At 69.7% G+C, this 22,850-nt stretch carries 23 protein-coding genes; 6 read left to right on the top strand and 17 right to left on the bottom strand.

Annotation, left to right across the window (positions count from 1 at the left end; all coding sequences use genetic code 11):
• The first annotated feature begins 42 nt into the window (after positions 1-42).
• A complete protein-coding gene (locus OXR63_RS16535) occupies positions 43-528 on the top strand; it encodes a GNAT family N-acetyltransferase (RefSeq protein WP_267425053.1) in 486 nt (161 codons plus the stop codon).
• Between the two features lie 49 nt (positions 529-577).
• Here OXR63_RS16535 and OXR63_RS16540 read toward each other — a convergent pair whose 3' ends face one another.
• Positions 578-1,189, bottom strand: a complete 612-nt coding sequence (locus OXR63_RS16540) for a hypothetical protein (RefSeq protein WP_267425054.1) — start codon at positions 1,187-1,189, stop codon at positions 578-580.
• Positions 1,190-1,737: 548 nt separating this feature from the next.
• On the opposite strand from OXR63_RS16540, the gene OXR63_RS16545 reads away from it, so the two are divergent.
• The 4 genes from OXR63_RS16545 to OXR63_RS16560 all read left to right on the top strand — a co-directional run bounded on the left by OXR63_RS16545 (position 1,738) and on the right by OXR63_RS16560 (position 4,290).
• Positions 1,738-2,112, top strand: a complete 375-nt coding sequence (locus tag OXR63_RS16545) for an Imm8 family immunity protein (RefSeq protein ID WP_267425055.1) — start codon at positions 1,738-1,740, stop codon at positions 2,110-2,112.
• A 199-nt stretch (positions 2,113-2,311) separates the two neighbouring features.
• Positions 2,312-2,857, top strand: a complete 546-nt coding sequence (locus OXR63_RS16550; protein WP_267425056.1) for a hypothetical protein — start codon at positions 2,312-2,314, stop codon at positions 2,855-2,857.
• Between the two features lie 168 nt (positions 2,858-3,025).
• A complete protein-coding gene (locus OXR63_RS16555; RefSeq protein WP_267425058.1) occupies positions 3,026-3,928 on the top strand; it encodes a hypothetical protein in 903 nt (300 codons plus the stop codon).
• Positions 3,925-4,290: a GntR family transcriptional regulator gene (locus OXR63_RS16560; RefSeq protein ID WP_267425060.1), complete on the top strand. Its 366-nt coding sequence runs from the start codon at positions 3,925-3,927 to the stop codon at positions 4,288-4,290. The genes OXR63_RS16555 and OXR63_RS16560 overlap by 4 nt, the downstream gene beginning before the upstream one ends.
• A gap of 359 nt (positions 4,291-4,649) precedes the next feature.
• Here OXR63_RS16560 and dnaB read toward each other — a convergent pair whose 3' ends face one another.
• The 16 genes from dnaB to OXR63_RS16640 form a co-directional block, all read right to left on the bottom strand.
• Positions 4,650-6,017 carry a replicative DNA helicase gene (gene dnaB, locus OXR63_RS16565; RefSeq protein ID WP_071278470.1) on the bottom strand — a complete coding sequence of 456 codons (1,368 nt, stop codon included), beginning with the start codon at positions 6,015-6,017 and terminating at the stop codon, positions 4,650-4,652.
• A gap of 605 nt (positions 6,018-6,622) precedes the next feature.
• Positions 6,623-11,056, bottom strand: coding sequence for an FtsK/SpoIIIE domain-containing protein (locus OXR63_RS16570; RefSeq protein ID WP_267425063.1), 4,434 nt, complete (start codon positions 11,054-11,056; stop codon positions 6,623-6,625).
• The gene (locus OXR63_RS16575) at positions 11,056-11,979 is read right to left on the bottom strand and encodes a hypothetical protein (RefSeq protein ID WP_267425066.1); all 924 of its coding nucleotides are present in this window, start codon (positions 11,977-11,979) and stop codon (positions 11,056-11,058) included. The genes OXR63_RS16570 and OXR63_RS16575 overlap by 1 nt, the downstream gene beginning before the upstream one ends.
• On the bottom strand, positions 11,976-12,782 hold the full coding sequence (locus OXR63_RS16580) for a hypothetical protein (protein ID WP_267425068.1): 807 nt from the start codon (positions 12,780-12,782) through the stop codon (positions 11,976-11,978). The genes OXR63_RS16575 and OXR63_RS16580 overlap by 4 nt, the downstream gene beginning before the upstream one ends.
• Positions 12,779-13,408 (bottom strand): hypothetical protein, encoded by a 630-nt coding sequence (locus tag OXR63_RS16585; RefSeq protein ID WP_267425070.1) that lies wholly within the window; start codon positions 13,406-13,408, stop codon positions 12,779-12,781. The genes OXR63_RS16580 and OXR63_RS16585 overlap by 4 nt, the downstream gene beginning before the upstream one ends.
• A gap of 31 nt (positions 13,409-13,439) precedes the next feature.
• Complete coding sequence (locus OXR63_RS16590; RefSeq protein WP_267425071.1) at positions 13,440-14,894, bottom strand: hypothetical protein; 1,455 nt, start codon at positions 14,892-14,894, stop codon at positions 13,440-13,442.
• On the bottom strand, positions 14,894-15,205 hold the full coding sequence (locus OXR63_RS16595; RefSeq protein WP_267425072.1) for a hypothetical protein: 312 nt from the start codon (positions 15,203-15,205) through the stop codon (positions 14,894-14,896). The genes OXR63_RS16590 and OXR63_RS16595 overlap by 1 nt, the downstream gene beginning before the upstream one ends.
• 87 nt (positions 15,206-15,292) lie before the next feature.
• Complete coding sequence (locus OXR63_RS16600) at positions 15,293-15,586, bottom strand: WXG100 family type VII secretion target (protein WP_071278485.1); 294 nt, start codon at positions 15,584-15,586, stop codon at positions 15,293-15,295.
• A 289-nt stretch (positions 15,587-15,875) separates the two neighbouring features.
• Positions 15,876-17,294, bottom strand: a complete 1,419-nt coding sequence (locus OXR63_RS16605; RefSeq protein WP_267425074.1) for a hypothetical protein — start codon at positions 17,292-17,294, stop codon at positions 15,876-15,878.
• Positions 17,294-17,605, bottom strand: a complete 312-nt coding sequence (locus tag OXR63_RS16610) for a hypothetical protein (protein WP_071278489.1) — start codon at positions 17,603-17,605, stop codon at positions 17,294-17,296. Before OXR63_RS16610 ends, OXR63_RS16605 begins: the two co-directional genes overlap by 1 nt.
• Positions 17,606-17,680: 75 nt before the next feature.
• A complete protein-coding gene (locus tag OXR63_RS16615; protein ID WP_267425078.1) occupies positions 17,681-17,974 on the bottom strand; it encodes a WXG100 family type VII secretion target in 294 nt (97 codons plus the stop codon).
• Positions 17,975-18,312: 338 nt separating this feature from the next.
• Positions 18,313-18,765: a 50S ribosomal protein L9 gene (gene rplI, locus OXR63_RS16620; RefSeq protein ID WP_071278494.1), complete on the bottom strand. Its 453-nt coding sequence runs from the start codon at positions 18,763-18,765 to the stop codon at positions 18,313-18,315.
• A 14-nt stretch (positions 18,766-18,779) separates the two neighbouring features.
• Entirely contained in the window at positions 18,780-19,037 is a 258-nt protein-coding gene (gene rpsR / locus OXR63_RS16625) for a 30S ribosomal protein S18 (RefSeq protein WP_071278496.1), read from the bottom strand.
• Between the two features lie 47 nt (positions 19,038-19,084).
• Entirely contained in the window at positions 19,085-19,678 is a 594-nt protein-coding gene (locus OXR63_RS16630; RefSeq protein ID WP_267425108.1) for a single-stranded DNA-binding protein, read from the bottom strand.
• Positions 19,679-19,681: 3 nt separating this feature from the next.
• Positions 19,682-20,074 carry a 30S ribosomal protein S6 gene (rpsF, locus tag OXR63_RS16635; protein WP_071278500.1) on the bottom strand — a complete coding sequence of 131 codons (393 nt, stop codon included), beginning with the start codon at positions 20,072-20,074 and terminating at the stop codon, positions 19,682-19,684.
• Positions 20,075-20,357: 283 nt separating this feature from the next.
• Positions 20,358-21,788 (bottom strand): CCA tRNA nucleotidyltransferase, encoded by a 1,431-nt coding sequence (locus tag OXR63_RS16640; RefSeq protein ID WP_267425112.1) that lies wholly within the window; start codon positions 21,786-21,788, stop codon positions 20,358-20,360.
• Positions 21,789-21,910: 122 nt separating this feature from the next.
• On the opposite strand from OXR63_RS16640, the gene OXR63_RS16645 reads away from it, so the two are divergent.
• A partial coding sequence (locus OXR63_RS16645; RefSeq protein ID WP_267425114.1) for a DUF6049 family protein occupies positions 21,911-22,850 on the top strand: 940 nt, incomplete at its 3' end.

The raw sequence follows: 22,850 nt of genomic DNA on the forward strand, positions 1-22,850 counted from the left end.
GATCGGCTTCCGGACGCCGTTCGGGGTGGATAGCGTCGTGTCGTGATCACGATCGAGACCGTCGCTCCGACCACCGCCCTAGCGGCTGACATCGTTCGGGAGTACATGGCCGACGTCGCGGCACGATGGTACCAGCGGCCGGCGACAGACGACGAGCTGAGCCAGGCACTCGAAGACGAGCCCTACGGCGATCTGCAAGGTCCCACCGGCGCGCTGCTAGTCGCCGTCGAAAGCGGGCGACCCGTCGGCTGCGCCGGCATTCGCTTCCTCGCCGGCGTGGCCGAACTCACCAAGGTCTTCACGGTGCCGTCGTATCGAGGCCGGGGAATCGGCTCACAGCTGCTGCGCGCGGCCGAGCAGGTTTGCCGACAGCGATCAATGGGCGCGGTCCGGCTCGACACCCGCGCGGCCCTCGCGGAGGCGTGCGCGATGTACGAGCGGAACGGCTACGAGCGCGTCGCGCCCTTCAATGACGCGCCGTACTCCGACCGTTGGTACAGCAAGACCGTTGCTGCGGGCGTCCGATAGCCGATCGTCTACCGAGACACCGTGCGCCAACACGCTCGAGACCGGTGCTTTAGCGATGCGGCTCCGCCGTCACAGCTGGCAGCAGGCCGGGGCACCGTGCGTTGAGTTCGACTAACCGTCCATGTCGATGCCGGCTATCGCGATCGAAATCCTCGATGCGAGAGTCAGCCTGGCTCGCTGTGTGTGCGATGGATCGTGGGTGCCGCAGCGGTGGTGATGGGCCATGCGTCGAAGCGGTACTGCTCGTGCACGGTGTCGGTCCAAACGCGCTCGCGGCCGCGACCACTGATGCGGAGGCGGTAGAGGCCCAGGGTTGGGGTGAGGGGGGCGTGTCGAAGTCGGGGCCATTGAAGAGGCTGACAACGGTGAGCCCGGAGTCGATGTCGTCGACGTCGAATGTGACGTCGACGACATCGGTCCAGGCCTCGTCAGGGAGCGGTGGTTCAGTTGCGTGCGCGTACGCGTCGATCGTGACGAGGCCGTATCCGGCGACCATGGCGAGGGTGACCGGCAGATGCAGGTCGACTCCTGGTGCCACGGCGGGGACGGTCTGTTCCGCGTCGAGGAACCCGATCCGAGTGAGCTCGTCAGGGCTCGCGGCGAGGAGGTGGCCGCCCTCGATGATGAGGGCGCCGTTGTCGATGTCAGCTTTATAGCGCATGCGTGCTCCGGGTGAATCAGGTGTCGTAGGCGATGCGGGTGGAGAAGGTGTCTCCGGGGATGACGCGGAAGATGGTCTAGATAGCATCACGCTGCGTGGTCGCCTGTTCAGCCCGAGCCGTCTAACACCAGGCGGTACATCGCAGCGTTGGTACTGCTGATCTGCTCCGCGACAAGCTTCGCGATCCTCTGGGCAATCATGTGGGTTCCCGTGCTCCTGACCGGCGGCGAGGGCAGTCTCTTTCTCTACCCCATCGTCTTCTTACTGGCTGTGGGACCTTGGGGCGGCGCATGGACCGCCTTGGCGCTAGCGACACGGTCCCGGAAGCGGGCCGGCGCCATACACAGCGAGACAGTCGCGGCCCTCAGCGCGATCCTGCTCGCCCTGGGTCCGGTGCTGCTCTGGTTCGGACCAGTAGTCACATGAGGGTCTATCGATAGCCGATCCGCGAACGAGACGAACGATGGTGGTCCGCGATCGCACCAGCGAGAGGAGCTTCTACGCCCGTGACACGACCGGCTATTGGAAGGCGTGTCGGCTGTTGTTCCGTGCGCGAAGATGACACCGTGAAGGCTCAGGTGCGGGATATCTCAACGAACGACGGCGAAGCCCTCGACGACGTTGTGCTTGAGGATCCAGACGACGTCGACGTCTGGATCACTGTCCTGGCCGGCCCTACCGGCGAGTCGGGGGAAGAGTCCTTCCAACTGCGTGTCCGCAGCCCCGTGTCAATGGCGAAGGAGCTGTACAAGTGGGGCCCGCTTCACGAGCGTCACATGGTGGTCGTCGCCACGTGGGACCCTCACCAGATCCGAGCATTCATAAACCGGCTCTTCACGGAGCCGGCGGGGCAGAACTGGCACGAGGTTGGAGAGAAGCTCAGCAAGCTGGGGTACTGGGAGTTTGAGGACTACAAGCCCTGATCGTGTGGGTGCAGGAGCCGTCGACATCAGGAGCACCCGCTCCCCATCCGGCAGCCGATCGTCAATCGGCCGGTTCGCAGTCCGCTGACGCAGTGCTTACTGTGACGGTGCGAGCATTCCACGGCGCGTCGAGTTCTGGCATTGTCGAGCCGTGCGCCCGTCGACGATCCTCCTCGCCGCCATCGCCGTCGTCTTCGGAGTGGCGACGATCGCCCTCGCGGTCCTGATCGGCACCGACGGGGGACGGGCCCTGTCCACCGAGCTCCGTCTCGGCATCCTCATCACATTCGGGTTCGGCGTTGCCTGCGTCACCACCGAGGTCAACCACCGCCGGCGGGCGCGCCTTCGACAGAAGGCCGAGACCCATCCCGGCGCCGCGTTCGTCACCGCGCATGCGACGGAAGCGACGGCCGCCAACCTCTCGGCCTGGAGCCCGACGCTGCGCGCCTGGTTCCCGTGCGACCTCGGTTTTGACCCGACGGGGATCACGAGCTGGTCGACGCGCAACGACGGGCAAGGGACACCGATCGCCCTCCGTTCGGAGGTGCTCGGCTTTGATGTGTTCAGCGAGCCCACGCCGCGCGGCGTCGCGTATAGATGGGGGATCGTGGTCCACCTCGCACCCAGAACATTGGGGCCCGGAGCGATCCACCTGTGGGTGGCCGACGACCAGCCGGCGCAGGACGAGTACGCGATGCGCCGGACGATCAGTCGGATTGAGTCTGCGCTCGGCACGATCCGCTGACCAAGCCCGCGCCGTACCGACGTCCCCGAGCCAAGGGGTCTGCCCTAGACGCGGTCAGCCCGTCCGAAAGTCAGTCCGCTCTCAGACGTGTTGCAGGCGTTTCCGTTATTCCCAAGTGTGTCATGACCGTGGTACACCTAGTGCGAGGGGGTTCTCATGCTTGTGTTGATGGTCATCTCGAGCGGGGTGCCGGCGGCACTCGCAGTGGGTCTGGTGGTCGGGGGCGTGCTCGCGCACGTCGACGGACGTCGTGCCGGTAGTGGTGGTCCGACTCGGGACCGCCTGGCGGCGGCAGCTGTGCTCGGTGTCGTCGGGTGGGTGCTGCCCCTGGTCCTGTCGTTCTCGATGGTCGGGCAGTTCCGGTGGTGGCCCGAGGTGCTGCCGATCGCAGCGGGCACAGTCGCGGTCCTAATCGCTGGGCGCGGTGTGACCGCCCCCGTGGCTGCGGACCGGCCCGTGCTCGACCTGCGCCGGCGGGGCCCGCTGACATTCACCAGAGGCGTCGAGTCGTTAACGACCGCCATCACCACGGTCGTCCTCGCACTGACCGTGCTCGGCGCCGGGCTGCTGTCGTCCCAGGACGACGAGGGCCGGTACGCGTTCATCACGATGCCGGTCGGGGACGCGACGGCGAGCACGGAGTTCTTCGGCTGGTACTACGGTTTGCCTGTCGTCGTGGCAACTGCGGTGCTCGTCGTCGTCACGCTGGTCGGACTGCACCGGATCGCGCGCGCCCCGCGGGCCGACATAGATCGAGCCGGTGATGACCTCCGTCGGCGTGACCGGTCCTCGGCGGTGCTCCGGAGCGCTACTGCCGCACTGCTTCTCACGCTCGGGTCGGCCTGGCAGCTCGTCGCGCACGCGTCGTCACTGCGCACCTCCATCCCTCGCACCGAAGCCGGGACGATTGAGTTCGGGACGTCTTTCGCCGCTCTGGGGCCCGTCCTCGACTTCTCGTCGCACTTCGTCGTCGGCCTCGGCCTCGCATTCGTCGTCGCGCAGCTCCTGGGCGGTCGTCGGTCCGGCTCCGCGGCGGGTGTCGGGTCGGACCACCGACCGCTCCGCGCGTGACCGGTCCCGGTGTACCCACCGGGGCCGATGCCGTCGCCGCGCTAATCCGGGGACAGATTGCCGTCGGCCTGCTCGCGCCGGGCGCTCGGCTGCCGTCGGTCCGGCAGCTCGCCCGCGACATGTCGGTCGCCCCGGGCACCGTCGCGAAGGCGTTCCAGCGGCTCGACGCCGAGGGGTTCGTGGTGACGCGCCTCGGCTCGGGCACGCGGGTCGCCGAGCGGAGCGGCGCGCTGCCCGGCGCGGTCCTCGCGGCGCTGCGCCGCAGCGTCGAGGACGCAGAGCGACACGACGTCGGGATCGAGCAGATGCACGCCGCGCTCGACGCCATGTGGGCGGCCGAGCACCCGACGCCCTCGGAGTGAGCAACGGGTCGGCGTGCATCTGCTCCAGTGACACCCACGCTGAACCCGAGATACAGCGCGCCGGCGCTGGTGAAGTGCGCGTGCGGCGTGCGTTAGCCGGTCCTCCAGTGGAATCCCGGGTGCTTGCGGGCGGCCCCGGACTCCTACAGCCCTGCTCCGGAGCGAACCACGTCTCACATAGGTGGTCCGCGAGCTATCTCAGTTCACGCACGCCAAACGGACGCCTCGTGACGGACGAAGGGTTAGCCGACTTCCGGTCAAGGCGACCCGTCCGTGCTGCCAGACAACGTGTCCATGTCCGTATTCCCGACAGGTTCACTGGCAAGCGGACAAGTTAGCTTGCGGACGACAGACAACTACTACTGCGGCATGTCCACGAACCGAGAGAACATTCCGTGGAACGCCACGGTGATGGTGTCGGTCGGCCCGTTGCGGTGCTTCGCCACGATCAGGTCCGCCTCACCCTGACGCGGGTTGTCCTTCTCGTACGCCGACTCACGGTGCAACAGGATGACCATGTCGGCGTCCTGCTCGATGGAGCCGGACTCACGCAGGTCGGAGATCATCGGCTTCTTGTCGGCGCGCTGCTCGGGTCCACGGTTCAGCTGGGACAGGGCGATGACGGGGACCTGGAGCTCCTTCGCCATGAGCTTGAGCGCACGCGAGAACTCGGAGACCTCCTGCTGACGGCTCTCGACCTTCTTGCCCGAGGTCATCAGCTGCAGGTAGTCGATGACGACGAGCTTCAGGTTGTGCTGCTGCTTGAGACGACGGCACTTCGCGCGGATCTCGACGAGCGTCATGTTGGGGGAGTCGTCGATGAAGAAGGGGGCGTCGTTGATGCGGCCGCGGGTCTGCGCGATGGTGGTCCAGTCGCGGGAGTCCACGGTGCCCTTGCGCATGTTCTGCAGCGGCACGCTGGTCTCGGCGGAGAGCAGACGCATCGCGATCTCGGCGCGTCCCATCTCGAGCGAGAAGAAGGCAGCCGTCTGGTTGTGCTTCAGGGCGGCGGCGCGGCACAGGTCGAGCGCGAGCGTCGACTTGCCGAGTGCGGGTCGGGCGGCGACGATGATCAGCTGTCCGGGGTGGAAGCCGTTCGTCAGGCCGTCGAGCTGGGCGAACCCGGTCGGCACGCCGGTCATCTGGCCGTCGCGGCCCTTGGCGGCCTCGATCTCGTCGATGGCGGCGGAGATGGCCTCGGTCAGGGGGACGTAGTCCTCGGTCTGCACGCCGCCGGCGACGTTGTAGACCTCGGCCTGGGCGCTGTTGACGAGGTCGGTGACCTCACCCTCCGACGCGTAGCCCATCTGCACGATGCGAGTGCCGGCGTCGACCAGGCGACGCAGGACCGCCTTCTCGGCGACGATGGCGGCGTAGTACCCGGCGTTGGCCGCGGTCGGCACCAGGCTCGTCATGCTGTGCAGGTACTCGGCGCCGCCGGCACGGGACAGCAGCCCGGTCTTGGTCAGCTCGTCGGTGACGGCGATGACGTCCGTCGGCTCACCGTGGGAGTACAGCGACAGCATCGCGTCGAAGATGACCTCGTGCTTGGGGATGTAGAAGTCCACGCCACGGGCGGTCTCGATGACGTCGGCAACGGCGTCCTTCGACAGGAGCATGCCGCCGATGGTCGACTGCTCCGCCAGCAGGTCGTGCGGCGGAGTGCGCTCCATGCCACCGCGCTCCGAGTACGTCTGCGGTGCCGGGTCCAGATGCGCGATCGACACACATGCTCCTCTTGTTGTCCGTACGGGCCGCCCCCGCACGCCAGTCCTACCCCGAGCAACCGACATCCCCCGGTCGCGCGCTCACCGTACGGGGTGCAAGTTATCCCCAACAAGTGCCCCTGTGGACAACTCTGTGGAGGACTCGCCGAACACGCCGAGAACCCGTGTGGAGAACTGTGGACAGACATGTGGAAAGAGGGGCCGAAGAACATACTTTCGACTACTTGACCTGGGCTTTTGGTTTCCACACTGTGTGTGGACAACCGTGTTTCAATGTGCGCTTGAAGGTTCCCGATTTGACGTCCCCACTGTGCGAAACGACTTGACAAACCGGTTCCTGAGGGCAGTGCTCCCGGCTGGCTCCCAGGGAGCGCAGCGCGCCGCGGAGCGTAACCGGCCAACGCAGCGCACCCCGCGCCTCCAGGCTGGGAGCGGCGCGGACCGGACCGGAACCGGCGAGCCGGAACCACGCCGAAAGCTGGTCGAGACCGACCCGGGACACGCCCGACACGACCGAAACCAGAACCGCAAGCGCAAGCGCAAGCGCAAGCGCGAAGGAACAAGGAACAAGGAACAAGCGACAACCGATAACCGACAAGCGACAGTCAACCCGCCAGCACCACGCCCGCGCTCCCCGCCCTCGTCGTCGCCCGCACCACCGGCACCTGCAGCGTCGACGCGATGCCGGTCCCCAGGTGCACCAACGCCGACCCCGGCACGATCCGCGACGAGATCGACGACCGCGAGATCCGTACGCCGATCAGGTCCCCGGCCAGGGTGTCCTGCGGTGACAGCAGGGCCCCGCGACGGTTCTTCTTCGCGTCGACCTGCCACCCGCCGAACCCGGCGGCGAGCCCGGTGGTGTTCCCACCGAGCAGCAGCCCCTGCCGGTTGTCCACAGCCGCCCGCCCCCAGTCGCGCAGCCACCGCGCGGCCGAGCAGTCGATGAGCAGCTCCCCGTCGTCGACCACGAGCACGAGCGGCGTGCCGTCCGGGGTGAGCACGGGGGACAACTCGTCCACAGTGATGTCGTCTCCGGTGAAGACCGCACGGACGCCCGGCAGCCCGGCCAGGTCCCGCACCGGACCCTGCCGGGGCGCGACGACCACGAGCGAGGTCCCTCCGACCAGCAGCGACCGCGCCATGGCGGCGAGCATGGTGGACCGGCCCGAGCGGGACGGCCCGGCGACCACGAACGTGCCGCCACCGGTAGCGAAGTCGACGGTCTGGAGCTCCATGTCGTCACCCCCGATCCCGGTTACCGCTACCAACGGGACAAGCGAAGGCGCGGATTCGAGCGCCAGGGCAGCATCGAGGTCCAGGTCCTTCGGCAGCGCGTCGACCCGGAACGGCCGGGGCGCCGGCGGTACCGGGAACTGCTCGCGGATCGCCACCGCGAGGTCGCGGACGGCCGTCGTCTGCCCCTGCCCGGACACGTCAGAGCCGAGCGTGGCGAACTGCACCTCGATGCCGGAGTCGGCACGGAACCCACGGCCGGCGGGGATCGACGCCGGCAGCTTCCGGTGGTTGATCCCGCCGAGCGAGTAGTCGAGCCGGTCCGTCAGTCGCAGCACGACCTTGTCGTCGGTGAGCGTCGACATGCGCGACGACATGAGCGTCCGGTCGCCGGAGATCACGACGTGGATGCCAGCCGCGGCTCCGTCACGGAGCATCGACTGGATCGCGTCGGTCAGGGCGCCGCCGTCGGCCTCGCCGAGGGAGGTCGTGAAGTTCTCCCACCGGTCGATGAGCACGAGCACGTGCGGCAGCCGCTCACCCGGCGCGGCCAGCAGCCGCTGCTCGGTGATGTCCGCAGCGGATGCCGCGGCGATCAGGTCGTGCCGCCGAGCCATCTCCCGGGTCAGCCGGTCGACCAGCCGGGTCGCGCGTTCGACCTGCGTCCGCTGCACGACGCCACCGCAGTGCGGCAGGTGCTGCAGCGAGGCGAGTGCGCCGTTCCCGCAGTCGATCGCGTACAGGTGCAGGTCCGACGAGGGGACGGACTGCGCAGCCGACGCGGCGATGCTCCGGAGGGCGGTGGACCGGCCGGACCCGGGCGCGCCCACGACGTACTGGTGGGTGAAGCGGTCCAGGTCGATCTCCGCCGCACGCTGCTCCTGCGTGTCCGGCAGGTCCTCGACGCCGAACGGGAACCGCAGGGTCTCCGTCGACGCTGCGAGCGACCGTCGCGCGCCGACGGAGGCGGACGCCACCTCGGCGAGCGGCAGCAGCTCCGGCAGCGGGGCGAGCCACGGGCTGTGCAGGGGGCCGATGCCCAGGCGGTCGCGGGCGTCCGCCATCGCCTGCACCAGGACCGACAGGTCGGTCGCGGCCGACGACTGGTCGCTCCGGGTCGGTCGGGCAGGTGGTGCGGTCGCGAAGTCGCGCCAGTCGAGCACGCGGACGAACGGGAGGCTCGTGGCCGGGTCCTCGTCGCCGGCCCACCGGCCGCCGACCCGCGCTGACTGGAAGGGCACCACGGAGGAGTGCCCGAGCCGCGCGTAGGCCCGCCCGGGGACGCTCTTCGGGATCCGGGCCGCGTCGGCGACGTCGATCACGTCGGAGCTCTCGCCGGTGTCCGTCATCCGGAGTGCCACGCGCAGGTTCGTGTTCGCGCGGATGTCCGGCCCGACCACGCCGCCAGGGCGCTGCGTCGCCAGGATCAGGTGCACGCCGAGGGACCGGCCGCGCTGGGCGATGCCGATGAGCCCCGCGACGAAGTCGGGCAGCTCGGTGACCATGGCGGCGAACTCGTCGATCACGATGACGAGTCGCGGCATCGCCTCGCCGGCACCGCCGCGGGCCAGGTGCGTCTCGTGGTCCTCGATGTCCTTCGCGCCGGAGGCGGCCAGGATGTGCTCGCGGCGGGTGAGCTCGGCGCGCAGGGAGCGGAGCGCGCGCTCGACGAGGTGCTGGTCCAGGTCCGTGACGAGCCCGACGGTGTGGGGCAGCTCCGACGCCACGCTGAACGCCGCACCGCCCTTGTAGTCGACGAGCACGAACGTCATCTGGTCCGGACGGTTGGCCAGGGCGAGCGACGCGACGAGGGTCTGCAGGAACTCGGACTTGCCGGACCCGGTGGTGCCGGCGACCAGGCCGTGCGGGCCGTCCTTGACCAGGTCGAGGGCGAACGCGCCGTCGATCCCCACGCCGACGACGGCCGAGGTGGTGGCCTCGCGTGAGGTCCAGCGGTCGGCGACGAGCGCACCCGAGGGCTGCGGCAGGTCGACCACGTCGAGCAGCCGTGCGGCGTCGGGCACCAGGCCGTCGCCGTCGGAGCCGCTCGTGTCCCGCAGCGGGGAGACCGCGCGGGCGACGGCGTCGTACCAGTCGTCCTCCACCCGGTCGGCGAGCACGAGCTCCACGGGGGCGGCGAGCTGGCGGCGCAGCACGAGCTCGGTCGCGGTCCGGTGCGTGACGGTCGCGACGCACTCCTCGGGCAGCTGCCACTCCTCCTCGTCGATGCAGACCAGACGGATGCCGCACGCGGGCCCGTCGCGAAGCAGTCCCACGACGCCGGGCATCGCACGGAGCCGACGGGCGCCGTCGAGCACGACGACGATCTCGGGCGAGAACCGCGGCCGCATCGACCCGTTCTTGGTCCGCTCGGCCTTCCGCTCCGCCAGCACCTGGCTGAGCTCGGCGAGCCGACGCCCGATCGTGTCGCCGTCGGCGCCGATGAGCGCGAGCGCCTCCTGCCCGTTCGTCGGTCGGAGGTGCGGCAGCCACAGGGTCCACGCCCACGCCGGCACGTGCTGCTGCGCGGTGAGCACGACGAACTGCACCTCGCGCGGGCTCTGTGTGACGGCGAGCTGCCCGAGCACCCACCGCCCGAGGTCACGCGGCAGGTCCTGGGCACCGGCGATACCGAGCACGCCGACCTCGGCGAGCGGGACGGTCACGGGGACGCCGCGGGTGATCCGCTGCTCGTCCGCCAGGCCGTCGAGGTCGCGGTCGTCGTCCACGGTGACGGTCGAGGGCAGGTCCCCGACGCCGATCCGCACGTGCAGGTGGTCGGTGTCCGAGGGCCGGCGCTCCCAGAGTCGACGACCGGGGGTCCCGGCGACGACCCGGAGCGACGCTGCGTCGAGCGCGGAGGACCGTCGCTCGTCCCGCTCGGCGAGCACCGCCCGGGCGATCGCGGCCTCGAGCGCGGCGACCCGTTCCCGGTGCTCCGCGGTCTGCTTCCGGTGGCTCTTCTTGCCGGTGCGCCGAGCGGTGACGGTCTGCCCGACGACCATGATCGGGGTCATCGCCGCGAACAGCAGGTAGAACGGCGAGTGGAACACGGTCGCCATCACGATGCCGAACATCGCCGGCACGAACACCATGATCCAGGGGATCGCCGAGCGCTGCGGCGGGACCGGCGGCTTCGGGATCCGGAACTGCGTCGTCAGGAACGGCGGCAGGAGCCTGGGCGGCCGGTTGAAGTCGAGCTGGCCGGAGTCCGGCGGCTGCAGCAGGAGCCGGTCCGCCACGGCGACGGGTCGCACGGTGAGCACGCTGGACCCGAGCCGGACCAGGGCGCCCGGTTCCCAGACGACCCACTCGTCACCGACGGGCTCGTCCTCGAGGGTCGCCGCGACCGGGTCCGCGGTGCCGGCCGCGGGGTGCTCACGCGGGGACAGCCGGAGGGTGACGGTGCGGTCGACGGCGATCCGAGCCTCCAGGCCGGGGTGGTCGGCAGCCTGCGCGCCCACGGCCGGGGCTCCGTCCTCGATCAGGGCGATCCGGACGTGGCCCGGCGCCAGCCGGCGTTCGCGACCGGCACCGACGCCGCCGGCGACGAGCAGGTGGACGACGCCGCGCTCCACCTCGGGACGGTCGGTGCCGTGGACGTGCAGGACGGCTCCGTCGACCAGCCCGCTGCGCGCGAACGGGACGTCGCCGTCGGAGGCGTCGGACGGCATGGGTGCGCTGCCGGTGCGTCGCGCCAGCGCGTCGACGACCGAGCGCATGGGGGTCTGGCCGGGTGCGTCGACGAGGACGTCGGAGGTGGTGCCGACGACGTCGTCGACGACGGTGACGACGACGCGCATCAGGCGCGCTGCTCCTCGACGACGGTCGCGTCGTCCTCGACCGGCACTGCGACGGCGCTCGACAGCAGCTGGTCCACCCAGCGGACCACGCCGAACTCGTCGGAGACGAACGTGCCGTCACGACGGCAGTCGAGCGTCCAGCGCGCCAGCGGGTCGGGGCTCATGGACAGGGCGGCCCAGCGGCCGCCCGGGCGTTCCAGCAGGCGCGCGAGTTCGCGTCCCTCACTGCCACCGGGGACACCGTGGACGACCAGGAGGCCCGGGGTCGCGTCCGCCGTGACGGCCGCCACCGCCTCGCCCACGGACACGGCGTCGGCCGGCCCGAACTCGCCGCCGCGGATCCCGACGGTCAGCACCGGGGTGCCGACCGACCAGGGGTCGGTGCGGACCTGGTCCACGATCCGGCGCGCGACCGCGGCACGGGCCGTGCGGTCGCCGTCCAGGGCGACGAACCCGGAGGCGCGGCGCAGGTCGACCAGGACGGCACCGTCCTGGTCGCTGCCGAGCCCGACGACCGTCGCGAACTGTGTCGACGGGGTCTGCGCGAGCGGCACGGCCTGCAGCGCCCACATCGGGGCCGACCACGAGCGGCCGTCGGGGGTGGTCTGCCACGGCTCCGGGGGAGCGACCGTCGGCGACGCGAGGTCCAGGCGTACGGTGGCGCCGACCACGGCGCGGACGAAGCCGGGGAAGCCGACGCGGGCGACGGTGCAGGACGCCTCGACGCTGCGGAGCACGCGGTCGGTGGCCCAGGCGGCGCCCTCCTCACGCCGGGGCAGGTCCGCCCAGGCGGCGGCGTCGGAGACGGGGCGGCGGCGGTGCGCGATGATCGTCGGCACGACGAAGGCCAGGGCGCCGAGGAACAGCACCACCGACATCGTCAGCATGAGGTGGGACTCCGGGTGCGAGAGCGACCAGTTCATGCGGCTCCTCCGAGCTCGGCCAGGCGGCGTTCGAGGGTGGTCGGCTCGGTGCCGGGGACGTCCGTCCAGCGGAAGGTCGTCATGATCGCGTCGAACAGGGTGACGAGGGCGTCGGTGAGGTGGTCGGTGGTGTCTGTGTCCGTGTCCGTGTCCGTGCCGGTCGTGTCTGTCGGCTTCGCTGCGCTGATCGCGGAGAAGGACATGACGACCCAGCGGCCGGGGCGGTGGGGGACCGGGATCGTGTAGACCACCTGGCGGTCGTCGACCACCGGCAGGTCGTCGCCGAGGCCGGGGAGTTCGGCACCCGGGTCGACGCGCCGGAGGACCGTCTCGGTGCGGGCAGCGATGCCGCCGTCGACCTCGCGGATGCCGGGGTCGTCCTGGTCGTGGCGGGTCGGCAGCGCGTCCGCGAGGACCTGCGCGATGACCTGCTCGGGGGCCTGGTCGGACTCGTCCTCCACCTCGGTCTCGATGATCGAGACCGGGGGCGTGTAGCCGTCGACGGGCTGCACCGCGAGGTAGACCGCGTTCGCACCGTTGTCGCCGGCCTCGACGACCGTCGCGGTCAGGCGCTTCCGCATCTCCTGGCGCAGGGGTTCGGCGCGGTCCCGGGGCAGGTCGTCGGGGAGCGCGCGGGCGATGACGTCCCGGACGATGGCCGCGAGTTCCTGCCGGTCGTCCTCGCGCGCTGGGAGTCGGGCCCACCCGGGCGGGACCACCATGAAGAAGGAGGCCGTGGGGTCGGTGCGCGGCACGTCGGTGGGGCCGTCGGCGGTGTCTGTGGGGGTCCTGGTGTCGCTCATGCGGTGACCTCGTTCTTGACGGCGGCGAGCAGGTCGATGAGCTCGTCACCGAACACGGGGACGACGTCGAGGTCCCGGGTGCGCCAGAGCACGCGGGTGTCGACGGGGGTGGTGGTGTCGTCCGCCGTGAAGGTCTCGCGTCGGACAGCGCAGACAGTGGCCCAGATCGCCCCGTCGTCGTCCAGGTCGTACCGCGTGACGACGGGGCCCTCGCCGCCGACGTGGTCGGGGAGCTCGTCGACCGCCGGACGCTCGACGGGCAGACCGCCCTCGGCGCCGGCGAGCTCGAGCAGCCCCGGGCCGTCTGACTCCGCCATGCCGACCGACACGACGACCGGCAGCGGCCAGCGGTTCGGCACCCCGAGACCCGCCACGAGCCGTTCGCCGCCGTCGAGCGCGGCCCGGAACTCGAGCAGCGTGTCGAGCGCCGCCTCCGGGTCCACCTCGGGCCCGCCGTCGAACACCCGCTGGTCGGCCGGGGCGTCGCGGTCGACCTGCGCGATCGCCGCGAACAGCTCGAGCGCCCCCGCACGCCAGGCCGGGGTGACGTCGGCCGTGCCGGGCACGACGAGCCACTGCGGGACCTCGACGTCGATGCGCGAGGTGAGGACGGGTGTTGCGCTCATGGGCTCCACTGCTTGTCGCGTCGGACCGGGGTCAGACGGTGATCGGGTGCTTGATCGCGGACCAGTCGTCGGTCCACGGCCGCTTCGTGTCGGCGCCGTCGCCCACGGGGTTCAGGACCAGCCCGGCGATCGAGTAGTCCCGACCCCAGACGCTCATCCCGCCGTTGACGTACGTGTGCCACTTCGGCGCGGTCCCGACGACGGCACCGAACCCGTTCGCGCCGCCCCACTTGCCGAGGTCGTTGCGCAGGAGTTGGAAGTCGACACCGCCGATGCGCTCGGCCCAGCCAGTGAAGCCCTTCTTGGTGAACAGGTCGGAACCGAACTGTTTCGAGATGGTGGCCCAGTCGTTCCGCATCGTCGTCCCGACCTTCGAGATGTTCCACCAGTTGGGGTTGTCCGTGAACTTCCCCATCAGGTCGTCCATCTTCGCGATCGCGTTCTTCGTGACGGCGCCGTCGAGCTGGTCGGCGTACTTCAGGTCGCCGTACGCGTCGTCGAGGCTCTTCGTCTTCGACATCCACCCGCCGATCGCGTCGTTGCGCAGCTTCGAGATCTTGCCGAGGTCGACCTTCATGGCGTTCTGCACCGCCGTCTTGCCCGCGGAGATGCCCTTGCTGAGCGCGACCGACGTGGCCTTCGTGATCCCGACGCCGACGCCGAGCGTGACGACCCCGACCACGGCCATGACCAGGTCGAACACGTTGCCCTCGCCGAGCGCCGTCAGCCCGATCTGCGCGACCAGACTGACACCGGCCGCGACCGCACCCATGATCGCGAGCACGCCGACGCCGGGGATGATGATCGCGAGCGCGGCGAGGGCGATGCCGATGTAGGTGAAGATCTTGACGATGATCTTGAGCAGCTTCGAGAAGAACGCCTTGATCTTGTCGCCGGTCGTGTCGTGCAGGCCGTCGTGCCAGGCGTCGCGGATCGTCGACGCTGCCGCCTTGCCCGCCGCGTTCAGCGCGTCGACCGCCCGACGCAGCCGGGCCTTCGCGGCGTTCGCGCTGTCGTCGGCCGCGGTCACGGCGCGGTGCTTGGCGTCGATCGCACCCTGCTCGTCGGCGGTCAGTGGCGGTGCGTCCTGCGCTCGGCCCTGCGACGGGTCGGCCATGCCACTCGCCTGCGACCCGGCGGCGGAGGCGTCCTCGGCGTCGCGGAGCGCACCGGCGGACTCGGTCAGGGCGTCCTCGAGGTGCGGGACGTACCCGGTCAGGGCGTCCTTGATCGCGACGTAGCGACCGGCCATCTTCTCCAGTGAGGCCCCGACCTCCTTGCTCTTCTTCCGGACGGCATCCGCGGTCTCGCCCTTGAACTGCGACTCATCGCCGTCCCCGATGCTCTTGAGGGTGCTCGCCTCGCTCGTGATGGCGTCGGCGATCATCGTGTAGTAGCTCACCAGGCTCTGCACCACGGGGACGTCGGCCACGACCGGGTCCGATCCCTCGCCGAGCAGCGCCCAGTCACCACCGCGCGCCGGCATCAGTGGCCCTGCCCGTCGGTCGCCTGCGACTCGGTCGACAGCTTGTCGTGGAGGTCCTGCTCGACGGCCGTCCAGTTGTCTGCGGCCTTCTGCACCTTGTCGTGCAGGTCCTTCACCGCGCCCTTCATCTTGTTGCGGTGGATCTTCCAGTCGCCGGAGAAGTCGTGCATCGCCTTCTGCACGTCGTGCTGCCCGTACACCTGGTCGAGCTCCCGGTCGTCCGACCGCTGGTGCTCGAGCTCGTCCGAGATGTGCTGCAGCTTCGTGGCCGAGTCCTCGAGGACGGCCTTCGTGATGATGAGGTCTGCCATGGGTGCTCCTGGTCGGTGAACGGGATCGGAACCGGCTCGGTCCCGGTGCCCGTCGTCGTGACGGGGACCGGGACCGGTGCGGTGTCGCTACTTGATCGCGTTCGCGAGCTCCTGGTCCGTCTGCTGCAGCGCCTCGGCGGCCTTGTTCAGGTACGTCGACATGCCCTCGAGGCCCTCGATGGTCTTCGTCGCACCGTCGTTGAACTCCTGGTAGGAGCTGCCGAAGGCGACTGAGGACTGGTCGGTGACGTAGCCACCGGTGATGAGCGAGTCGACGAGCGACTTCAGCTCACGCAGCTTCGAGGTGATGTCCTGCTCACCGTTCACGAGTCGGGTCGCGGCGTCCTGCATCTCGCCGTAGGTCACGTTCAAGTTGGGCATTGCCAGCTCCTGTCGTTCGTCCGTGGCCCCGGTCGAGGCACGTTCAGGAGGTTATTCCGGAGCGGTACGACTTCGCGGGGTACATTCCACCGGCAGGACGCCGATCACATCTGCACTCTGATGTGCACATTCCAGCATTCCGGCACGGGCATCGGGTCGAATCGAACTGATGTTTGGATGTCAGTACCGGGAAGTATCCATTGCTACCCGCGTGTCGCGAGCGCGTCTTCCGGACGCCGAGTCCCCATCAATGCGGACAGCGGCGGCCCGTTCGTCGGGTGACGAACCATCAGAACCCGTGCACGAGCGAGTCGGACGCCTGCTTGTAGCCCGGCACACGCTCCTGGTCGGAGCCCCACCCGGTCGGCTTGATCCCCTGCCCGTACCCGAAGGTGTTGATCCAGCTCGCCACCACACGGCCGCCGGCGACGTACTTGTGCCACGCGGGCAGGGCCGCGATGTCGACGCCGTGGTCCCGCTTCATCGCGACCTTCATCGCGTCCATCTCGATCTGCCGGTCGACGCTGAACAGCCGGTCCGACCGCCAGTCGCGCTTCACGAAGACGTCCCTGATCTTGCTCTTGTCCTCGGTCCACAGCGTCTTGTTCGGGTGCCACCAGTTCGGCTTCTCCTTGAAGCCACCCAGCGTGTTCTTCGTGATCGTGTCGATCCGCAGGTCGGTCAGGCGGTTGATGTGCCGGTCGATCGTGCCGACCGTCCGCGCCGCGGTGCTGTCGTTCAGTGCGTTCTTGACGTTGATCGAGCGCACGTCCTGCAGCTTCTTGATCTTGTCGAGGTTCGTCTTCGCGAACCCCTGGATGCCCTTGCCGAGCCCGGCGGTCTTCGCCACCGAGGCTGCCTTCGTCATGATGCCGCCCACGCCGACGAGCACGAGTCCGACGGCCGAGGTGATCACGTCGAGCCAGGAGCCCTCGCCCATGCCGGCCAGGGTGATGTTCGCCACCAGGACCACGGACGCGGCGACGGCGGCCATGAACGTGAGCACGCCGACGCCCGGGATCAGGATGGCCAGGGCTGCCAGGGCGATGCCGATGTACGTGAAGATCTTGACGATGATCTTCAGCAGCTTCGAGAAGAACGCCTTGATCTTGTCGCCGAGGGAGTCGTGCAGGCCGTCGTCCCAGGCGGCGCGGATGGTCGACGCCGCAGCCTTGCCGGCGCCGTTGATGCCGTCCACCGCGCGGCGGAGTCGTTCCACCGCTGCGTCGGCACTGTCGGTCGCCGCGCTCTCGGCACGGTGCTTCGCGTCGATCGCGCCCTGCTCGTCGCTGGTCAGCGGCGGGGCGTCCTGGGCCCGGTTCTGCGACGGGTCCGCCATCGAGGCGGCTCGCGCACCTGAGGCCGACGCGTCCTCAGCGTCGTGGAGCGCAGCCGCCGACTCGGACAGCGCCGTCTCGAGCTCCGGCAGGTACCCGGTGAGGGCGTCGCGGATCGCGTCGTAGCGGCCGGACATCTTCTGCAGGGACTGCGCGACGTCCTTGCTCTTCTTCCGGACGGCGTCGGCGGACTCGCCCTTGAACTCGCTCGTGTCGCCGTCGCCGATGCGGTGGAGGACGTCGGCTTCGGCGCTGATCTCCTGCGCGATGGTCGTGTAGTAGTGCACCAGGTCCTGCACGGTGGCGACGTCGGCCACGATCGGGTCGGACGACTCGTGCAACAGCTCCCAGTTGCCGGCGCGGGCGGGCATCAGGCGGCCTGCCCCTCGGTCGGCTGCGACTCGGTGGTGAGCTTGTCGTGCAGGTCCTGTTCGAGGGCGGACCAGTGCTCGACCGACTTCTGCATCTTGTCGTGCAGGTCCTTCACGGCGCCCTTCATCTTGTTGCGGTGGATCTTCCAGTCGCCGGAGAAGTCGTGCATCGCCTTCTGCACGTCGTGCTGCCCGTAGACCTCGGTCAGCGCACGGTCGTCCGACTTCTGGTGCTCGAGCTCGTCGGAGATGTGCTGCAGCTTGGACGCGGAGTCCTCGAGGACGGCCCGCGTGATGATGAGGTCTGCCATGGGTGCTCCCGGTCGATGCGGTGGAGGAGGACGGCCGCCCGGGGTCGCACGAACGCGGGACCCCGGGCGATCCGACTACTTGATCGCGTTCGCGAGTTCCTGGTCGGTCTGCTGCAGCGCATCGGCGGCCTTGTTCAGGTACGTCGACATGCCCTCGAGGCCCTCGATCGTCTTCGTCGCACCGTCGTTGAACTCCTGGTAGGAGCTGCCGAAGGCGACCGAGGACTGGTCGGTCACGTAGCCACCGGTGATGAGCGAGTCGACCAACGACTTCAGCTCACGCAGCTTCGAGGTGATGTCCTGCTCACCGTTCACGAGTCGGGTCGCGGCGTCCTGCATCTCGCCGTAGGTCACGTTCAAGTTGGGCATGTGCGTGCTCCTGTTCGCTGGGCGGCCCCTCGGTCGGGGACCGCCACGAAGCTATCCGCCGACGCAGCACTGATCGGCCCAGTTCCGGCGTTGTTCACCCCGATTTCCCCGCCCGTAGCGCCCCGCGAACTCGCACACGTGCGTGCAGGATGATCGTTCCACCCCGGAATCAAGCGGGTGGCGTGGGGGCCGGTGCGGCGGGTCGCGGACGCCGGGTCCGCACGAGGTGTCTGCACGGTGAACACGCCCCGGGGAACGAGAAACGGACACAGCACCACGGGATTCCGTGGTGCTGTGTCCGTTCTGTGGTGCTGTGCCGAGCGAGCCCGGCGGTGGTGCTACTTGGCGGCGACCACGTTCAGGGAGATCGTCGCGACGATGTCCTCGCGCAGACGCACGGTGGCCTCGTGGTCACCGACGGTCTTGATGGTCGCAGGGACCTCGACCTTGCGCTTGTCGAGCGAGCCGACGCCCTGGGCCTCGACGGCCGAGGCGACGTCCGCGGGACGCACGGAGCCGAAGAGACGGCCGTCCTGGCCGGCCTTGACGGTCAGCTGGATGGTGGCGTTCTCGAGCTTCATCTTGAGGTCCTGTGCCTCTTCGATGGTGGCGAGCTCGCGTGCAACGCGGCCGGCGCGGATGGCCTCGACCTGCTTCTCGCCGCCCTTGGACCACGCGACAGCGAAGCCCTGGGGGATGAGGTAGTTGCGGGCGTAGCCGTTCTTGACGTCGACGACGTCACCGGCGGAACCGAGGCCAGAGACCTCGTGGGTGAGGATGAGCTTCGACATGTGTCGACCCCCGATCAGCGGCCGGAGCCAGCGTAGGGGAGGAGCGCCATCTCACGGGCGTTCTTCACGGCACGGGCGATGAGACGCTGCTCCTGGACGGAGACACCGGTGATGCGACGGGCGCGGATCTTTCCACGCTCCGAGATGAACTTGCGAAGGGTCGCAACGTCCTTGTAGTCGATGACACCGACCTTGATGGACTTCGCGGGAGCGGCGTTCTTGCCGCCCTTCCCGCGAGGCTTGCGGCGGTCGCCGCTGCTCTTTCCAGCCATTGTGTTTTTTCCTTAGGAGAAGAAGTAGTTGTTCGTCCGCTGAGGGATCAGAACGGGGTCTCGTCGTCGTAGGTGCCACCGGGGGTCGACCACACGTCGTTCCCCTGTGCCCCACCACCCTGCTGGCCACCCTGCGGCGACCACGGCTCGTCGGAGCGTCCACCGCCGGCGCCAGCGTTGCCGCTGCCACCACCGTTGCCGCCGCCGCCGTTGCCACCGAAGTTGCCGCCGCCACCGGAACCGCCGCCGACCTGTCCACGACCGCCGCCACTGCCACCCGCTGCACGGGTGATCTGGGCGGTCGCGTACCGGAGCGACGGGCCGATCTCGTCGACCTCGAGCTCGATGCTCGTACGCTGCTGGCCCTCACGGTCCTGGTACGAGCGCTGACGGAGACGGCCCTGCACGATGACGCGCGAGCCCTTCGTCAGCGACCCCGCGACGTGCTCGGCGAATTCGCGCCACACACTCGCGCGGAGGAACAGCGCGTCGCCGTCCTTCCACTCGTTCGCCTGACGGTCGAACGTGCGAGGGGTGGAGGCGATGGTGAAGTTCGCCACAGCGAGCCCGTTCTGCGTGTAGCGCAGCTCGGGGTCAGCAGTGAGGTTCCCCACCACCGTGATGACGGTTTCGCCGGCCATCGGTTACTCGGCGCTCGCGGTCGCGGGAGCCGGCGCAGCGGCTGCCGAAGCGGCCTTGCGGGCGGCACGGGCCTCGTCGCGCTGCTTCTGGGCGGCAACCTGTGCCATGCCCTCTTCGGCGCGGAGGACCTTGGTGCGGAGCACGGCCTCGGAGAGACCGAGCTGGCGGTCCAGCTCCTTGGCGGAGTCGGCGGACGACGTGAAGTTCACGACGGCGTAGATGCCCTCGGTCTTCTTCGCGATCTCGTACGCAAGCCGGCGACGGCCCCATACGTCCACGTTGTCGACGGTGCCACCGTCGTTGCGGATGACCGCGAGGAACTTGTCCAGGCTGGGAGCGACGGTGCGCTCATCGATCTCGGGGTCGAGGATCGCCATCAGTTCGTACTGGTGCATGCGGAACCCACCTCCTTTGGTCTCGAACGGCTCCGGGCGGTTCCCGGAACAGGAGGGTTGATGCGTGCGTGCCGATGCGCAGGTGCGCGGGCACAACCCCGCAAGCCTACCTGACGGCCTGGAGGCCCGCTACCGCTCTGTGGAGACCGCACGACACCGGTGTTCGTCGGTCACGCCGCGTCATTCCGCGGTTCCGCAGGAAGACACCGGTGTCTTGCGCGCACTGCCCGCTCTTGCGCGCACTGCCCGCCAGGTGGTCGCCTCCGCGGACGGGAGGCACGGGTCAGGCCGGGCGCGACGCCCACCAGGTGCGCAGGCGCTCCTCGGCGACCTCGGCCCCGAGTGGGCCCTCGTCCATCCGGGCCTCGAGCAGGAAGCGGTAGGCGTCGCCGACGGCACGACCCGGCGGGATCTCGAGGATCCGCATGATGTCGTCGCCGGTCAGGTCGGGCCGGATCGAGTCCAGTTCCTCCTGGTCCGCGAGCACGGCGATGCGGGCCTCGAGGTCGTCGTACGCGAACGCGAGCCGGTCGGCCTTGCGGCGGTTCCTCGTGGTGACGTCCGAGCGCGTGAGTTCGTGGAGCCGCTCGAGCTGCGGGCCGGCGTCCCGCACGTAGCGACGGACGGCCGAGTCGGTCCAGGCGCCGTCGGTGTACCCGAAGAAGCGGAGGTGCAGCTCGATGAGCCGACTGACCGCGGCGATGGTGTCGTTGTCGAAGCGCAGGGCCCGCAGCCGCTTCTTCGCGAGCTTCGACCCGACCAGGTCGTGGTGGTGGAAGCTCACGGCGCCGGCGGGCTCGAGCTTGCGCGTCGCCGGCTTGCCGATGTCGTGCAGGAGCGCCGCGAGCCGCAGCACGGTGTCGGGAGCGTCCCCGGCGTGCCGCTCGTGCTCGTACCCGATCGCCTGGGTCAGCACCGTGAGGGAGTGCTCGTACACGTCCTTGTGGTGGTGGTGCTCGTCGATCTCGAGCCGCATCGCCGGCAGCTCGGGCAGGAAGAGCTCGGCGAGCCCGGTGTCGACGAGCAGCCGGATGCCGGGCACGGGGTCGTCGGTGTTCAGGAGCTTGACGAGTTCGTCGCGGACGCGCTCGGCGGAGACGATCTCGATGGACGGGGCCAGTTCCGTCATGGCCTGCTCGACCTCGTCGGACACCGTGAAGCCGAGCTGCGAGGTGAACCGCGCCGCCCGCATCATCCGCAGCGGGTCGTCGCGGAAGGACACGGTGGCGGACTGGGGCGTGCGCAGGCGTGCGGCCAGCAGGTCCTCGACCCCGCCGTGCACGTCGACGAGCTCCCGCGCGGGGAGGCGGAGCGCCATCGCGTTCACCGTGAAGTCGCGGCGCAGCAGGTCGTCCTCGATGGTGTCGCCGAACGCCACCTCGGGCTTCCGGGTCTCACCGTCGTAGACGTCGCTGCGGTAGGTGGTGATCTCGACCTGCTCGCCCTGCACCCGGGCGGCGATCGTGCCGAACTGGCGGCCGACGTCCCAGGTGGCGCTCGCGATGGGCTCCACGATCCGGAGGACGTCGTCGGGCCGGGCGTCCGTCGTGAAGTCGAGGTCGGTCACCGGTCGGCCGAGGAAGGCGTCCCGCACCGGACCCCCGACGAGCGCGAGTTCGTGGCCGGCCGCGGCGAACGCGCGGGCCAGCGCCGCGACGGGCGCGGTGGCGGCGAGTGCGTCGAGTCGTTCGACGGCCTGGGCTACGGACTGCATGACGTCCTCGATCATCCCAGATGGACGCCGCGGGTTGTCCACACCCCTGGCGCGCACGCGAGGCTCTCATGGTCGTGCCTCATACACTCGTCGAGGTCCGAACCGATCACGGGCCCCACCGCATGCACATTCTCCGCTCCTCGCTCGCCGCCGCCGCGACCGCCCTCGTCGCCCTCGGTCTCGTCGTCACGCCCGCGTCGGTGACCCCGGCGCACGCGGCCACCGAGCCCACCACGACGACGCGTGTGGCGGACCCCGCTGCCGGCGACAGCGGGAAGACGAGCATCGAGGTCGTCCCCGCCGACCGCGGCGTGATGCGCCCCGACGAGTCGCTCTCGCTGAGCGTCACGGTCACGAACGACACCGACGCCGACCTGCCGGCGGGCACCACGGAGTTCGACGTCTTCCGGCAGTACGCGGGGACGCGGGACGTCCTCGCCGACTGGCTCAAAGACACCAGCACGACGGGTTACCTCGGCGCCCCGATGGACACCGTGGACGTCCCGGCAGTCCCGGCGCACCGATCGGTCACCCTGAGCGACGTCGAGATCGTCCCGGGCAACGTGGGCCTCGGCGGGTACTCCTCGTTCGGTGCGCGACGCATCGCGGCGGACTACACGGCCGGCTCCACGTCCGCCGTCGACCGCACCGCGATCACCTGGTACCCGAACTACGAGCAGACCCCGGTCGGGGTGTCCGTCGCGATGCCGGTCACCATGCCCGCCAACGCCGGCGGGCTCGTCCCCGCGGCGGACCTCGCCGCCGCGACCTCGGTGGACGGCACCCTGTCGCAGCAGCTCGACGCCGCGCAGGACCACAACGTCGCGCTCGGCATCGACCCTCGGATCATCGCGTCCATCCGCATCCTCGGGGAGAACGCACCGTCCTCCGCGATCGCCTGGCTCGACCGCCTCGAGCGGATGCGCAACGAGACCTTCGCGCTGTCCTGGGCCGACGCCGACGTCACCGGCCTGCGTCAGGCGGGTTCCGACGAGATCCTCGCGCCGATCTCCCTCGACCAGTCCGTGAACGCCGAGAACTTCCCCGGCGCCAGCACGCCGA

Origin of the sequence: Curtobacterium sp. GC_Cur_3 (assembly GCF_026544205.1) — a bacterium.
Taxonomy (GTDB): domain Bacteria; phylum Actinomycetota; class Actinomycetes; order Actinomycetales; family Microbacteriaceae; genus Curtobacterium.

What these genes read in the sequence shown, in the direction of transcription:
- OXR63_RS16540 (WP_267425054.1), bottom strand. Translation starts at nt 1,189, where the DNA reads ATGCGCTATAAAGCTGACATCGACAACGGCGCCCTCATCATCGAGGGC.
- OXR63_RS16555 (WP_267425058.1), top strand. Translation starts at nt 3,026, where the DNA reads ATGGTCATCTCGAGCGGGGTGCCGGCGGCACTCGCAGTGGGTCTGGTG.
- OXR63_RS16570 (WP_267425063.1), bottom strand. Translation starts at nt 11,056, where the DNA reads ATGCGCGTCGTCGTCACCGTCGTCGACGACGTCGTCGGCACCACCTCC.
- OXR63_RS16575 (WP_267425066.1), bottom strand. Translation starts at nt 11,979, where the DNA reads ATGAACTGGTCGCTCTCGCACCCGGAGTCCCACCTCATGCTGACGATG.
- OXR63_RS16580 (WP_267425068.1), bottom strand. Translation starts at nt 12,782, where the DNA reads ATGAGCGACACCAGGACCCCCACAGACACCGCCGACGGCCCCACCGAC.
- OXR63_RS16585 (WP_267425070.1), bottom strand. Translation starts at nt 13,408, where the DNA reads ATGAGCGCAACACCCGTCCTCACCTCGCGCATCGACGTCGAGGTCCCG.
- OXR63_RS16590 (WP_267425071.1), bottom strand. Translation starts at nt 14,894, where the DNA reads ATGCCGGCGCGCGGTGGTGACTGGGCGCTGCTCGGCGAGGGATCGGAC.
- OXR63_RS16595 (WP_267425072.1), bottom strand. Translation starts at nt 15,205, where the DNA reads ATGGCAGACCTCATCATCACGAAGGCCGTCCTCGAGGACTCGGCCACG.
- OXR63_RS16600 (WP_071278485.1), bottom strand. Translation starts at nt 15,586, where the DNA reads ATGCCCAACTTGAACGTGACCTACGGCGAGATGCAGGACGCCGCGACC.
- OXR63_RS16605 (WP_267425074.1), bottom strand. Translation starts at nt 17,294, where the DNA reads ATGCCCGCCCGCGCCGGCAACTGGGAGCTGTTGCACGAGTCGTCCGAC.
- OXR63_RS16610 (WP_071278489.1), bottom strand. Translation starts at nt 17,605, where the DNA reads ATGGCAGACCTCATCATCACGCGGGCCGTCCTCGAGGACTCCGCGTCC.
- OXR63_RS16615 (WP_267425078.1), bottom strand. Translation starts at nt 17,974, where the DNA reads ATGCCCAACTTGAACGTGACCTACGGCGAGATGCAGGACGCCGCGACC.
- rplI (WP_071278494.1), bottom strand. Translation starts at nt 18,765, where the DNA reads ATGTCGAAGCTCATCCTCACCCACGAGGTCTCTGGCCTCGGTTCCGCC.
- rpsR (WP_071278496.1), bottom strand. Translation starts at nt 19,037, where the DNA reads ATGGCTGGAAAGAGCAGCGGCGACCGCCGCAAGCCTCGCGGGAAGGGC.
- OXR63_RS16630 (WP_267425108.1), bottom strand. Translation starts at nt 19,678, where the DNA reads ATGGCCGGCGAAACCGTCATCACGGTGGTGGGGAACCTCACTGCTGAC.
- rpsF (WP_071278500.1), bottom strand. Translation starts at nt 20,074, where the DNA reads ATGCACCAGTACGAACTGATGGCGATCCTCGACCCCGAGATCGATGAG.
- OXR63_RS16640 (WP_267425112.1), bottom strand. Translation starts at nt 21,788, where the DNA reads ATGCAGTCCGTAGCCCAGGCCGTCGAACGACTCGACGCACTCGCCGCC.